The organism is Sporofaciens sp. JLR.KK001 (assembly GCF_036941055.1).
In the GTDB taxonomy this organism is placed as follows: domain Bacteria; phylum Bacillota; class Clostridia; order Lachnospirales; family Lachnospiraceae; genus Sporofaciens.
In genome coordinates, this window is sequence record NZ_JAYMNO010000001.1 from 2780118 (window position 1) to 2794048 (window position 13931).

The following is a 13931-nucleotide window of genomic DNA, read 5'->3' on the forward strand; positions in this document are numbered from 1 at the left end:
CTTTCTTATAATGAATGAGATCAGTAAATGGATTCATGATAAGGAGGAATTTTTTTATGGACTTAGTGCAGATGAAGCAGAACACGGCAAAGATGATCTTAAGATTCGCGATACCGGCGATCATATCTATGATTCTCACATCACTGATCACAATTGCGGATGGATTCTTCATCGGGAATTATGTGGGGAAGGAGGGAATCGCGGCAGTCAATCTGGGACTTCCGATCATATACTTGTATCTGGGAGTGGGCCTGATGGTTTCCATCGGAGGCGTAGCGATCGCCGGAATGGCGCTTGGGTCCGGTGATATGCATACGAGTAACCAGGTATTCAGACAGACGATCCTGACGACTCTTGTACTCTCAGCGCTTATCAGCTGCACCATGATCTTCTGTTTTCAGCCGATGATGAATATCCTGCACGCGGACGGACGGGTATGTGGTTATTTTAAGGACTACTATCAGATCATGCTTCTGGAGCTGCCGGTGATGGTGGTCAATTCTTCTTTTGGAATGTTCATCCGGGGAGAAGGGAATCCAGAGTATTTCATGAAGGTCAGTGTGCTGAATGTGGCGCTGAATATCCTATTAGATTATGTATTCGCGGATCGGATGCATATGGGAGTTGTCGGGATTGCCGTTGCGTCTCTTCTTGCGGCATTGGCTTCTCTTTGCTGTATTCTGTATTTTTTCGTCAGAAAAGCGAAAGTCTACCGTCTGGGGCGGTTTCATTTTTCTGTAAGAATCTGTGTACAGGCGATTCTTAACGGAAGTTCGGAGTTTATTGGGGAGATGTCCACGGGGATAGCCATGTTTGCCTATAATTTTGTGATTATGAGAAGGATTGGGGCAGACGGCGTGACCGCATTTACGATCGTTGGGTATGTGGCGTATGCTTTCAGCATGGTCATCGTTGGATTTGGACAGGGCGCAAGCCCGCTGATCAGTTTCGCCTATGGTGCAAAGGAGAAACTGCTTGCCGCTGATATCCGGAAACGCACGAACCGGTATGTTTTTGGCTCGGGCGCTGCCGTATTCCTTCTGATGGCGGCAGGAATGGAGTGGTACAGCGGTATATTTGTGCAGAATGAGAATGTCGAAGAGATGGTGCGGTCCGGAATGCTGATTTTCATGCTCTCGTTCTTCTTTTCCGGCGTGAATTCTATCACTTCGTTTTATTTTACCGCGACGGGGAGGGCATTCGAGTCGGCTGTGATCTCGGCGCTAAGGGGACTGATTGTGTTGTTGATCTGTATCTTCACACTTCCGTATCTCTTTGGCATGACGGGGGTGTGGATGGCGGCTCCGGTGACGGAGGCTGTGACACTTGGAGTAACGGTATTCTTCCTGCACTTCCGAGACGGTTCAGACAGATACGCGCGCTCGCAGCGCTGATTCGTGTAAATCCTATCATAAGCCCCGTCTGTAACGGGGCCTGATTAATGCCGTATTACATGTTCTGCTATATCACAGAAACGGTAAAAGATATCAATATAGACATCTATGATCTTAACACAATATTGCTTTATGATATCACCGTCATAGTCATGTGTCAGGCGATTCCTTACGCTTAGCATTTCCATCCATATATCGTCTGTGATCAGTTCCGCCTGAAATGCTTTCCGCAGTACCTCGCGCGGTGAACCTGCCACGAAGTCTGTGATTGCATAGTGCTGTACCAGAATGTCCTTCATGACTTTCCAGCTCAGGTCAAAAGTGATACTGAATTTCGCACTTGTTCCGCTCAATACGAAGGAATCGCTCAGATCCCTCTCTTTTGCTTCATTCAAAGCGTCAAGTGAATTTTTTAAGGATTCAAATCTCTTCGTAAATTTTACGTCCATACTCTCTGATATCCTCCATTAATAATATGTTCGTACAAGTATCGAGATCTACCAGATCTACGGTATACAGGGTTGGTATGTTCTCGATATCTTCTGATAGCCGGTCAAAATCTTGGATTCCGGATACGGCGATATCAATGTCGCTGCGTTCTCTGGCAGTTCCTTTCGCTCTTGAACCGTATAAGATTACCTTTTTTACAGAATGTCTCCGGCAAATTTCCGTTACTGTATGAATTACTTCTTCTGCGCTCATAGATACCTCTCCATTTATCGTACCTTAATGGACAGAGTCCATCCTTCTTTCTCAATTATAGGCTAACCGGATATATTTTACAAGAAGAAGCTTTGTTTCCTGAAAAAGTATGGTATAATTGGATAACATAGAGGTGAAGGAAATGGGGTTAAGATTAATCCCTGCTTATGGGCATGTGCCGGAAGTGGAGCAGCTTTTTACAGAATATACGCAGATGTTAATCGCCGGTGATCCGGCCTTTCAGGAGTATCTTGATATTCAGAATTACGACGGGGAGTTAGAGCATCTGGAAGATAAATACGGACAGCCTGACGGCCGGCTGTACCTGGCATATTATGATGAGAAATTGGCCGGATGTATCGGGTTAAGGAAGATTGACGGAGAGAATTGTGAGATGAAGCGGTTGTATGTAAGACCGGAGTTTCGCGGTAAACGTATCGGGAATCAGTTGATCCGGCGGATCATAGAAGATGCGCGGAAGATCGGATATTCTTATATGCTGTTGGATACACTGCCGTTCCTTGAGAGTGCGGTCCGCCTTTACAGGAAATATGGGTTTTATGAGATAGACAGCTATAATGACAGTCCGATGGATGCGTCCATCTATATGAAGATGGAATTGTAAAGATTCAGATTTTAAGGTTGTGATGAGAATGAATAAGACGTTTAATTCAGATGGATATTGTGATCCGGAGTTACATTATATGGTTGATATATCTAGCCGCTTAGAAGAAATAAAAGATATGATAGATACCGAAAAGTATTTTACGGTTAATCGTGCCAGACAATATGGCAAGACTACGATATTATTTGCCCTGACAGATTATTTGAAGGATGAATATGAGGTCGTGTACTTGGATTTTCAGACTATGAGTTCTCTGGCGTTTGAAAGTGAGCAGTCGTTTGTTGCAGCTTTTTCAGAAGAATTGTTGGATCTGGTCGATGAATTTTCGGAGGGTATTGAAGAGAAACTTTCAGCTTTTGCAGATCGATCAGCGCAGATTAATTCGCTTCAAGCACTTTTCAAAGTTATGAAGAGCTGGTGCAAAGAGTCTGAAAAGAGAATTGTCCTGATTATTGATGAGGTAGATACTGCTGCAAATAATCAAGTGTTTGTCGATTTTCTGGCACAGCTTAGGGCATGCTATTTGAAGAGAAGAAGAATACGCACATTCCAGTCCGTAATTCTTGCAGGAGTCTATGATGTGCGCAGTATCAGAGGAAAGATTCGTCCAGAAGAAATCTATAAGGAAAATAGTCCATGGAATGTTGCGGCAGATTTCCTTGTGGATATGAGTTTTTCAAGTAAAGATATCGTTGGAATGCTTGAGCAATATGAGATGGACCATCATACCGGCATGGATCTGGCTGAGATTGCGAACCTACTCTATGACTATACATCTGGTTATCCTTATCTGGTGTCACGGCTCTGTAAATTAATGGATGAACGGATTGCAAGGGCGACGGGATCGGAAGATAGAAGCAATATATGGACAAAGGCGGGATGCTTGTCTGCGGTAAAGATGCTATTGGAAGAAAATAACCCTTTGTTTGATTCATTGATAAACAAACTGTATCAATTTCCGGAATTGAAAGCCGTCATCTCACGTCATCTTTTTCAAGGTCAGTCCATTGCATATGATGCAGACGATCCTATTGTCAGAAATGCAAGGATGTTTGGTTTTCTAGAAGTTCATAATTCTATGGTACAGATTGCAAACAGGATATTTGAGATCCGTTTGTATAATAGATTCTTGTCAAATTATGAAGAGCAGAACAGTGATATAAACAAAGGAAGTGAGGGAAAGAAATCCGTTATAAGGAGTTACAGCATGAGTATAAGAAAAGCAAGAACAGAAGATTTATCAAGGATAGCTGAGATATTTGTTTTTAATAACAGGATGAATTTCTTCCCGATATTTAAAGATGAGGGATTTTCGTTCGGTGAATTACAGGTTGTTCCATTGATCGATAATTATTTTAGGAATGGGGAGATAATCAATAATATCTATGTATTTGATGACGGGATAATAAGAGGATTTATTCAGATGAATGAAACTGAGATCTGCAAATTATACGTTGATACCTTTTTCCAAAGCAAAGGAGTGGGAGGCAGGCTTATGGAGTATGCGATCAAGGAACTCCATGGGGATCATCTGTGGGCGTTGGAGAAAAATACCAGAGCGATTATGTTCTATCAAAGGCATGGTTTTTCTCTTACCGGTGAGAGAAAATATGAGGAAGGAACAACGGAGTATCTTGTTGAGTTGGCTCATCATCGTAAAAATGATTAGAAACTGCACGGAAGGCGAACGATCTGACACAGGAGCAGTTAGCCGAAAAACTGAATGTTTCGAGGCAGTCTATTTCAAAATAGGAGAGCGGCCAGGTAATTCCGTCGGTAATTTTCGCAGAATTGCTGATTGCGACTGCTATTGTGATCTTTATATGTGTCAGCAAATTAAGTAAAAAGCAGTAAGAATATAAGAGAACTCCATCTACTTTCTGGTTTGATGGAGTTTTTCGATTTATATTATTATTTTTGTAACATTTTTCAGTTTCAGTAGTTAATAGAGTGAAGGAGGTGAAGAGGGTGGAGTTTGGAGACATTTATCAGACTTATTTCAGAGATGTCTTTTTGTATTTATGCAGTCTGTGTGCCAGTGAGAATGTTGCGGAAGACGTAACGCAGGAGACATTCGTGAAAGCGCTTAAGGCGATCGACACCTTCGACGGTTCCAGGGATATACGGGCATGGCTCTTTACAATTGCGAGGAATACATATTATACCTACTGCAAACGTCAGAAGATCTATGCAGACAGGGAATTAACGGAGAGTACGGCGGATGTGCAGGTCGATTTTGCAGAACAATTAGCAGATGAAGAAAGTGCCTTCTGTATCCACCAATTCCTTCATTCTATGGATGAGCCATACAAGGAAGTATTCAGTCTGCGGGTGTTCGGTGAGCTGTCCTTTGACAGAATAGGCATGCTTTTTGGAAAGAGCTCCGGATGGGCCAGGGCTACATATTATCGAGCGAAAAAGAGGATATATGAGTATATGGAGGCGATGGAAAATGAAAAAGATCAGTTGTAACATAATCAGGGATATTCTTCCGTTATATCTGGATGAAGTTGTCAGTGATGATACAAAAGAGCTGGTAGAAGAGCATCTGGAGACTTGTGATGCCTGCAGGACGGAAGCCGATATTTTAGGGCGTAATATTACTTTGCCAACGAACAGGGTTATCAAGCTTTCTGATGCAGAAGTAGTGAAAAAGCTGAAAGGCCGATTCTTAAGAAAGAAGGTCCTCGTCTCGATCCTGTCAGTCGCGGCGGCTATTGCAGTTATGATAGGGATATATGCTCTTATGACTATGAAGAGTTCCTTTATTCCGTATGACAGCACGAAGATCCGGATCAGGGAAGAAGACGGACAGATCTACGCCAGCTATCACGGAGATAATCTTGCCGGTTCGGTCATTGTGCATACAATGGCGGTAATAGACGGGGAAGAACAGGATGTGATGATCTTTGGCTATTATGAAACGCTCTGGTCCAAATATATCGAATCGATATTTAAGAAGTTTCAGGATGACAGCGGAATCGTTGGTTTGGGAGATTGGCCAGAGCTTGACAGGATCTATTATGCGGAATTTGATCTAGGTTCTTATCTGGATTCTTGCAATGATTCTACGCCGCCAAAAGAATGGGATTCCGAATATATGATAGAGAGGTCGGAAGTGATTTGGAGCAGGTAGGGGAAAGATCTGAGATTCGATAATTCATATTGTCTATTAAGGATGTTTTATGATAAGATAGAAGAAATTCATTGAAAATATATTAAAAAACACATGCAGATATTATCGGAAAGATACCTGCAGAAGCATGGATGCAGGCATATGAAGATTTGTTTTCGGCAGAATATTTGAATCAAGAATCAGCGCAAAAGAGAAAAGAAGAACGAGCCAAGCGGGCATGTTTGCATGCACATTTGACGACTACCGCGAGGTCTTTGACTTAATATTAGCGAGATAGCGAAATGAGCGAGGGGGCACTTTATTTATGGAACGAGAACTAAAGTGGCTAAAGAAATACAATGATGATGATTGGATTTATGAAATCGATGAAGGTAATACTGCTCGTTTCGTTCTTGGAGTTACGGGCGACAATCCACTTGTATGCTTCGGAATCAACACCAGCACAGCAGAGCCTTTGAAGCCCGATGCTACTTTACAGCGGGTAGAGAGATACGCTTATAAACATGGATATGATAGCTGGATTATGCTGAACGTCTACCCTCAAAGAGCCACAGACCCTAAGCACCTTCATATCACGTTAGACCAATCGTTGCACCAAAAAAATTTGGAAGTGATTGACAAGGTGCTTAAAAAAGGAGATTTAAAACTCTGGGCTGCATGGGGAACTTTAATTGGTGTGCGGCCATACTTGTGTAATTGCTTGAACGATATTAAAAAAATTGCATCGGTTAATAATTGCAAGTGGTATTCGGTTATTGACGGAATACCGGTACACCCTTTGTATCGGGTTAAAGGTTTCAAGTTGTATGAAAGTGACCTGATTCCATTGTCCATATAGCAACGAAATCCCGCGGAGTCCTTCTTTCCAGACTTCTGGCTTCCCGCAGTGATTTCCTTCCCCATATACAGATATGGGGAAGGTTTATATACAAACGTAGTATTGCAGATTAATCAAGGAAATAATTTCATTCTGCATATTTTCAACTACTTCAATCCGGATTCTTCCAATCGCATGACGCATTCCGCCGAAGTCAATGTCTGGAAATAATTTTTCTATCAGATGATTCAGCTTGGGTGATGCACCCATGAGCGCGATTGTAAGCGAGCGGATATCGATCTGTTCCAGAATTTCTCTTAACTCATTTTTCGGGATGGATGATATCTGCTCAAAATCTGTAATTTTTTGCGGCTGTATCTTCGGTTCCAATAGATCATTGATTGTAACGCCGTATATTTTGGAAAGCTCTAATAAGATCTCTATATCAGGAATTGCCGTTCCCGTTTCCCATTTTGATATTGCCTGTCTGGATATGTCCAATCTTGCTGCCAGATCATCCTGAGTATAGTGATTGGTTTTGCGCAATAATTGTAAATATCTTGATATTATCTTTGTATTCATGAAGATTCTCCTCCCGTACTCCCGCAGACGCAACGGGAGCTTTGACTGTTATTATAAAGCATACCGGAACAAGAAGAAAGAGTTTGATAAGTGCAAAATAGCAATTATTAGTTGCTGTATTCCATTTCCCAGATAAATGCAGTATAATGAAGACAGACAAAGACTCTGCGGCAACTGCTGAATGTGTATGCAAGCCTGTCTGGTGCGTTGTTCATGGGAATAAGGATCTTTTAGAGGAAAAATTTCGTGTGACCAGTATTCGGGGAATTGACCTGATACTTATGAGGATTCGTGAGAATTTGTATCTGGAGTAATGGAGGTGAGACGTATGGGCAGTTATCTGAATCCCGGGAACAAAGGATTTCAGGAAAGTTTGAATTCTGCAATTTATGTAGATAAAACGGGCTTTATTGAGAAGATGAACGCCGTCTTGAATACCCGGCAGAAGTTTATCTGCGTCAGCCGTCCGAGACGGTTTGGCAAATCTATGACGGCGGATATGCTGTCTGCTTATTATGGACGGAGTGAAGATTCTGCAGACTTGTTTGATGATTTGATGATAAGCCGAACAGAAACTTATAGAAAACACTTGAATCAATATGATGTCGTTAAGATTAATATGCAAGAGTTCTTGAGTGCAACACATCATATGGATGAAATGCTGTCCATGCTTTCACGGTATCTTATTTTTGATCTTATAGAGTATTTTGCAGAGATTCGTTTCAGAGATGAGCAGAATTTGATTCAAGTAATGAAGGATATTTTTGCCAAGACAAAGCGTCCATTTGTCATTCTGATCGATGAGTGGGACTGTCTTTTCCGTGAATATCAGGAAGATAAGGACTCTCAGAAGAAATACCTTGATTTCCTTCGCGCATGGCTGAAGGATAAGGACTATGTGGCTCTGGCTTATATGACGGGAATCCTGCCGATCAAGAAATATGGTTCTCATTCTGCGCTGAATATGTTCACCGAGTATTCGATGACAGATTCAGGGGACTTGGCCGAATATTTTGGATTCACGGAGATTGAAGTCCGGGAACTTTGCGCAAGATACGAGATGAGTTTCGAGGAAACGAAGGCCTGGTATGACGGCTACAGACTGGTAACACATACGAAGGACGGGGATCTATGCCGTTATATGTATAACCCCAAGTCGGTAGTAGAAGCCATGCTCCGGCACAAGTTCGGCACCTACTGGAACCGGACGGAGACCTATGAAGCGCTCAAGATCTATATCCAGATGGATATGGACGGATTAAAAGACGCGGTAGTCCGGATGCTGGCAAGAGAAGAGATCCAGATCAACACAGGAACCTTCGAGAATGATATGACAACCTTCGCATCGAAGGATGATGTTCTGACGCTATTGGTACATCTGGGATATCTGACTTACGACAGCAGGGAGGAAGCCGTGGCGATTCCCAATAAAGAGGTGTCACAGGAGTATGTGAACGCGATCAGTACCATGGACTGGCGTGAGGTGATCCGTTCCGTGGAAGCTTCCCGGAAGCTTTTAGAATCGCTGTTGGAGATGGACAGCGAAGCTGTGGCGGAGGGCATCGACCGGGCACACAAGGAGATCTCGATCCTTAAATATAATGATGAGAATTCTCTGAGCTGTACCATTAATCTTGCGTTCTGTTTTGCCCGGGAATATTATACGATCATCCGGGAACTGCCAAGCGGGAGGGGATTCGCAGATATCTGCCTGATCCCGCGCAAAGTGCATATGGATAAGCCGGCTGTAGTCATCGAGCTTAAGTGGGATAAAGCCGCTGCCGGGGCGATCGCAGAGATCAAGGATAAGAATTATGTGGATGCGCTGAAGGATTACGAGGGCAGTCTGCTGCTTGCGGGGATCAGCTATGACAGGAAGACGAAGACTCATAGCTGTGTGATTGAAGCGGTAGAGAAAGGAAGATGACAGAATGGAACAGCATACCCTTACTGAAATTATTACAGAACAGACAAAGAGGGCTCTATGGGAAGTGAAAAATGTGATAGAATGTGTTCCCGACGAAATATGGGATAAAAAGTATTGTGATATGCCATGTTGGAAACATGTCTATCATATGTTGCATTCATTGGATTTATGGTATATTAATCCAAATGATAATAATTTTCGAGAACCTCTTATACATGAACCAAATTTGAATAATTTGGATAAAGTTTCATACAAAAAACTTTCGAAAAAAGAAATAGCATCTTATTTTTCTGATATTGAAGAGAAGATAACGTTGTATTTATCTGGATTGACGGATGATGAGTTATTAGATTATCCTCCGAATTGTAAATATTGTAAATTTACCTTGATATTAGCACAGTTCAGGCATTTGCACAGCCATATGGGGATGATAATGGGGTTTATTATTGATGATTCAGGATTATGGCCCAAAGTTTTAGGTTTGGAACAGCCATTTCCCAAAGGGAAATATAATAAATATCTGTAAGAGCACTCTCGGAAACTCAATAGAGAATAAGCAGGAAAGGGTTGAGTTTCAGAAATGAGAGGGATAAGGGATGGATGATTATGGGGCTTGAGCAGTCCAGAGAGCATAAAGAATAAAAATGTGCATGACTTTAAAACCTGTCGGAAAACAGGCCTGAAAGAATCCAGAAGCAGGAAACTTGGTTTATGCCACTGCCTGCACCTGCTGTTTATAGCGGGCATCCAGATGGATGCAGATTCCAATCATGGTTGTCATGAAAGAATAATGCTCCTTTGTGTGTATGAACATACGGTGCAGTCCGTAATCATTGAGGATGCGGTTGTTGATACGTTCCGTGGCGGTGCGTTGATTATAAATCTTCTTATAAGCATCTGTGCCGCGGGGGACGTCGGTGTAAAGCCGGATATCCCATTCGGGCCGGGTTTTGACGACTCTCCCATATTTGGAATCGGTGCAGGAGTTTTTACATTTGGAACAGTGATCTTTCCCATAGGGGCAGCGCCACATGAGGTAACCGCTGGATCTGTCATAACCGTTAGGCTTCATGCGCAGTTTTTCCTGACATAAGGGCGTTCCATCTTTGTCAATGGTGATGGTATCAGGAATTGTTTTTGGCCGGCCGCATTTGTCGTTCAGGTCGATGAAGGCCCGTATTCCCCTGCTTTTAAGGATCCGGTAGGTGGGGTAATTGTCCATTGCAGAATCCAGGCACATATTCGAGGTGGAAACAGCCGGCATATGTTTTTCCAGTTCATGGAAAGCGACAAGGAAATTGACCGAATCATGACGCTTTGCGCTGGTAAAACGCAGAAGCAGGGGGAGATCTGTCCTGAGTTCACTGTTATAGCAGGATAATTGGAACAAAGTGTAGCCGAAGTAATATTTTTCCAGGTCGCTGTCCCAGCCCCAGGAAGCATCGGGGTCGGGGAAATGCCGCAGGTTTTCCGGTGCGCCAACCCTGTGGTGCCCGCGTGGGCAGGCATGGGTATGCACGGCGGTGCCGTCTCCGGAAACCGTAAGGTGTTCCCTTGGTATGAGACCGGATTCCATGGAAGGCAGGACAGCCACGTGATAGAAGAAGCGCTGCAGCCGCCCTTCAAAGTTAAAAGGGATATCCTTCCCGCTCATGAGCCGTTTTTCGATAGATTCTGTGATTTTGGGCTTTGCCTCCTGTGCTTTCTGTTTTTTGCCTTTGGGCTTATCCGGCTTTTTGGTGTTCCAGGAAGCCGGAAGCAGTTTGTCCCGCGCATATAAGTCCGTTGGCGGTGCAGTCCAGAGCCTGTCCATGAAGTCAAAATAAGAACCGAGGGGCGGCAGGGAATCCGTAGTGCAGCCGATGAGAGCGGCAAGGAGGCGGTCATGTTTGAGCCTGTCGACCCAAAGGGTAAGGGATAGCTTGGCCAAACCTTCTGAAAATAGAAGAAAGAAAAGGATAAAAGACCTTAAGATTTGTGGCTGGTTCTTAGCGGGCCTGCCAGTGTTGGAGTAAAAGGGCAGAAGGAACTCCATGGCCTTATCGGTATCGAAAAGGCGGAGTTTCTGCCATGGTTTCCAAAGCTCCGTATGGAGCCGGACTCTTTCAGAGGAATCGAAATGGACTTTGGATTCGTTGAGAAAGTACTTGTAATCTTGCATGGACTGCCAGTACTTGATCATAAAGTGCACCTCCTAGTAGTTTAGTTTAATGCTGTGCGTGTGGCACAGACGCTTCTTAACTACAAGGGGCGCGTTTGGTGACTGGCGTATATGGTCACCAAACGCGCCGCACATTTTGACTTATATGTCAATACTTTTTTGAAAATTTAACAAAAATGTTTTCCGGGATATGGAGGAAAGCAAAAAAGAAGAACATGAAAAAAGAGCGAAAATTCGGGCTTAAAGAGTTTCCGAGACTGCTCTGTAATGGTAATGGAGGTGAGACATATGGGCAGTTATCTGAATCCCGGGAACAAAGGATTTCAGGAGAGTTTGAATTCTGCAATTTATGTAGATAAAACGGGCTTTATTGAGAAGATGAACACCGTCCTGAATACCAGGCAGAAGTTTGTCTGCGTCAGCCGTCCGAGACGGTTCGGCAAATCTATGACGGCGGATATGCTGTCTGCTTATTATGGACGGAGTGAAGATTCCGCAGACTTGTTTGATGATTTGATGATAAGCCGAACAGAAACTTACAGAAAACACTTGAATCAATATGATGTCGTTAAGATTAATATGCAGGATTTTCTCAGTGCGGCGAATGAAATGGACGAGATGCTGCGATTGTTACAGAAGAGAGTCCTTGCAGATTTAAAATACGCATATCCGGAGTATGTGGATGGCGATAATCTGTCGTTTGCAATGCAGGATATTTTCGCTTATACATGCCGTCCATTCGTCATTCTGATCGATGAGTGGGACTGTCTTTTCCGTGAATATCAGGAAGATAAGGACTCTCAGAAGAAATACCTTGATTTCCTTCGCGCATGGCTGAAGGATAAGGACTATGTGGCTCTGGCTTATATGACGGGAATCCTGCCGATCAAGAAATATGGTTCTCACTCTGCGTTAAATATGTTCGCCGAGTATTCGATGACAGATTCAGGGGACTTGGCCGAATATTTTGGATTCACGGAGAATGAAGTCCGGGAACTCTGCGCAAGATACGAGATGAGTTTCGAGGAAACGAAGGCCTGGTATGACGGCTACAGACTGGTAACACATACGAAAGACGGGGATCTGTGCCGTTATATGTATAACCCCAAGTCGGTAGTAGAGGCTATGCTCCGGCACAGGTTCGGGACTTACTGGAACCGGACGGAGACCTATGAAGCGCTCAAGGTCTATATCCAGATGGATATGGACGGATTAAAAGACGCGGTAGTCCGGATGCTGGCAAGAGAAGAGATCCAGATCAACACAGGAACCTTCGAGAATGATATGACAACCTTCGCATCGAAGGATGATGTTCTGACGCTATTGGTGCATCTGGGATATCTGACTTACGACAGCAGGAAGGAAGCCGTGGCGATTCCCAATAAAGAGGTGTCACAGGAGTATGTGAACGCGATCAGTACCATGGACTGGCATGAAGTGATCCGTTCCGTGGAAGCTTCCCGGAAGCTTTTAGAATCGCTGTTGGAGATGGACAGCGAAGCTGTGGCGGAGGGCATCGACCGGGCACACAAGGAGATCTCGATCCTTGAATATAATGATGAGAATTCTCTTAGCTGTACTATTAATCTTGCATTCTATTTTGCCCGGGAATATTATACGATCATCCGGGAACTGCCAAGCGGGAGGGGATTCGCGGATATCTGCCTGATTCCCCGCAAAGTGCATATGGATAAGCCGGCTGTAGTCATCGAGCTTAAGTGGGATAAAGCCGCTGCCGGGGCGATCGCACAGATCAAGGATAAGAATTATGTGGATGCGCTGAAGGATTACGAGGGCAGTCTGCTGCTTGCGGGGATCAGCTATGACAGGAAGACGAAGACTCATAGCTGTGTGATTGAGAAAATAGAGAAAAATGCAACAAGGGGATAAGGCTGCAAAAGCCAGCCTTATCCTCGATCAAGAGCTTAAAAAAGCTTATTATTCAATTTTTATCTCCAATGAATCCAACAGACTGACCACCTCGGGGAAGGAGAACTTCGCCTGTCTTAACTTATTGGAAGGGATGTCGATCACATAACCTTTCGCCTCCCTGAAATCTGCCTTGCGGACATCGCATCTGAAAAACTGCGTAGCTTCTAACCTGCAGTTTCTAAAATTACTTTCCTGCAAATCACACTCCTCAAATATACTTTCCTGAATCACATTGCCGGAAAAATCGAATTTTCTGAAATTCATCTCTATAAATGAGTTATATTTTAAGCAGCAGTCTTCGATTCTTTCGATTGCGTAGGTATATTTTCCAACGGGAAGAAGACCGTTCCAACTGTGTATCCCGATCAGATTGCATTTCTTGAAGACCGTATTTTTAATCTCGGAATATTGAGAAGTCAAGCTGATGATATTACAGTTGTAAAAGCTGCAGTTAACAAAGTGACAATGATTGATGGTACAATCTTCGAACGAACAATTCTCGAAGCTACAGTCAATGAATTTGCAATATTCTTCTGTAATACTCTGGTATTTCTGGTCTTTTATGAGCCGTTCCTCATAGCAGGTTACCTGCATATATCTGTACCTCCTTCTAGAACACGTTGTATTATAAAACAAGCCGTAGTATCATGTCAAC

The 13931-nt window shown here is 43.5% G+C and carries 14 protein-coding genes and 1 pseudogene; 10 read left to right on the forward strand and 5 right to left on the reverse strand.

The window, feature by feature from the left end; all coding sequences use genetic code 11:
* Positions 1-56: 56 nt before the first annotated feature.
* Positions 57-1394, forward strand: a complete 1338-nt coding sequence (locus VSQ62_RS14390; RefSeq protein ID WP_334635518.1) for an MATE family efflux transporter — start codon at positions 57-59, stop codon at positions 1392-1394.
* Positions 1395-1438: 44 nt separating this feature from the next.
* Here VSQ62_RS14390 and VSQ62_RS14395 read toward each other — a convergent pair whose 3' ends face one another.
* Positions 1439-1843 carry an HI0074 family nucleotidyltransferase substrate-binding subunit gene (locus VSQ62_RS14395; RefSeq protein WP_334635519.1) on the reverse strand — a complete coding sequence of 135 codons (405 nt, stop codon included), beginning with the start codon at positions 1841-1843 and terminating at the stop codon, positions 1439-1441.
* Positions 1815-2096, reverse strand: coding sequence for a nucleotidyltransferase family protein (locus VSQ62_RS14400; RefSeq protein WP_334635520.1), 282 nt, complete (start codon positions 2094-2096; stop codon positions 1815-1817). The genes VSQ62_RS14395 and VSQ62_RS14400 overlap by 29 nt, the downstream gene beginning before the upstream one ends.
* 142 nt (positions 2097-2238) lie before the next feature.
* Between VSQ62_RS14400 and VSQ62_RS14405 the strand changes: the two genes are divergently transcribed.
* From VSQ62_RS14405 to VSQ62_RS14430, 6 genes and pseudogenes are all read left to right on the forward strand, one after another.
* A complete protein-coding gene (locus VSQ62_RS14405) occupies positions 2239-2721 on the forward strand; it encodes a GNAT family N-acetyltransferase (protein ID WP_334635521.1) in 483 nt (160 codons plus the stop codon).
* Between the two features lie 79 nt (positions 2722-2800).
* Positions 2801-4390, forward strand: a complete 1590-nt coding sequence (locus VSQ62_RS14410; RefSeq protein WP_334635522.1) for a GNAT family N-acetyltransferase — start codon at positions 2801-2803, stop codon at positions 4388-4390.
* 20 nt (positions 4391-4410) lie between these two features.
* A pseudogene (locus VSQ62_RS14415) lies at positions 4411-4473 on the forward strand (helix-turn-helix domain-containing protein); the annotation flags it as partial.
* A gap of 216 nt (positions 4474-4689) precedes the next feature.
* Complete coding sequence (locus VSQ62_RS14420; RefSeq protein ID WP_334635523.1) at positions 4690-5193, forward strand: RNA polymerase sigma factor; 504 nt, start codon at positions 4690-4692, stop codon at positions 5191-5193.
* Entirely contained in the window at positions 5174-5857 is a 684-nt protein-coding gene (locus VSQ62_RS14425; protein ID WP_334635524.1) for a zf-HC2 domain-containing protein, read from the forward strand. Before VSQ62_RS14420 ends, VSQ62_RS14425 begins: the two co-directional genes overlap by 20 nt.
* 304 nt (positions 5858-6161) lie before the next feature.
* A complete protein-coding gene (locus VSQ62_RS14430) occupies positions 6162-6695 on the forward strand; it encodes a DUF1643 domain-containing protein (RefSeq protein WP_334635525.1) in 534 nt (177 codons plus the stop codon).
* An 84-nt stretch (positions 6696-6779) separates the two neighbouring features.
* Here the strand turns inward: VSQ62_RS14430 and VSQ62_RS14435 are convergent, their stop codons facing one another.
* The gene (locus tag VSQ62_RS14435; protein WP_334635526.1) at positions 6780-7256 is read right to left on the reverse strand and encodes a helix-turn-helix domain-containing protein; all 477 of its coding nucleotides are present in this window, start codon (positions 7254-7256) and stop codon (positions 6780-6782) included.
* A 328-nt stretch (positions 7257-7584) separates the two neighbouring features.
* Between VSQ62_RS14435 and VSQ62_RS14440 the strand changes: the two genes are divergently transcribed.
* Positions 7585-9183 (forward strand): AAA family ATPase, encoded by a 1599-nt coding sequence (locus tag VSQ62_RS14440; protein ID WP_334635527.1) that lies wholly within the window; start codon positions 7585-7587, stop codon positions 9181-9183.
* 4 nt (positions 9184-9187) lie between these two features.
* Positions 9188-9709: a hypothetical protein gene (locus VSQ62_RS14445; protein ID WP_334635528.1), complete on the forward strand. Its 522-nt coding sequence runs from the start codon at positions 9188-9190 to the stop codon at positions 9707-9709.
* A gap of 183 nt (positions 9710-9892) precedes the next feature.
* Here VSQ62_RS14445 and VSQ62_RS14450 read toward each other — a convergent pair whose 3' ends face one another.
* Positions 9893-11365 carry a transposase gene (locus tag VSQ62_RS14450; protein WP_334635529.1) on the reverse strand — a complete coding sequence of 491 codons (1473 nt, stop codon included), beginning with the start codon at positions 11363-11365 and terminating at the stop codon, positions 9893-9895.
* Between the two features lie 267 nt (positions 11366-11632).
* Here VSQ62_RS14450 and VSQ62_RS14455 point away from each other — a divergent pair, with 267 nt between their 5' ends.
* Positions 11633-13234 carry an AAA family ATPase gene (locus VSQ62_RS14455; protein WP_334635530.1) on the forward strand — a complete coding sequence of 534 codons (1602 nt, stop codon included), beginning with the start codon at positions 11633-11635 and terminating at the stop codon, positions 13232-13234.
* 48 nt (positions 13235-13282) lie between these two features.
* Here VSQ62_RS14455 and VSQ62_RS14460 read toward each other — a convergent pair whose 3' ends face one another.
* Positions 13283-13870, reverse strand: coding sequence for a pentapeptide repeat-containing protein (locus tag VSQ62_RS14460; RefSeq protein WP_334635531.1), 588 nt, complete (start codon positions 13868-13870; stop codon positions 13283-13285).
* Positions 13871-13931: the final 61 nt, after the last annotated feature.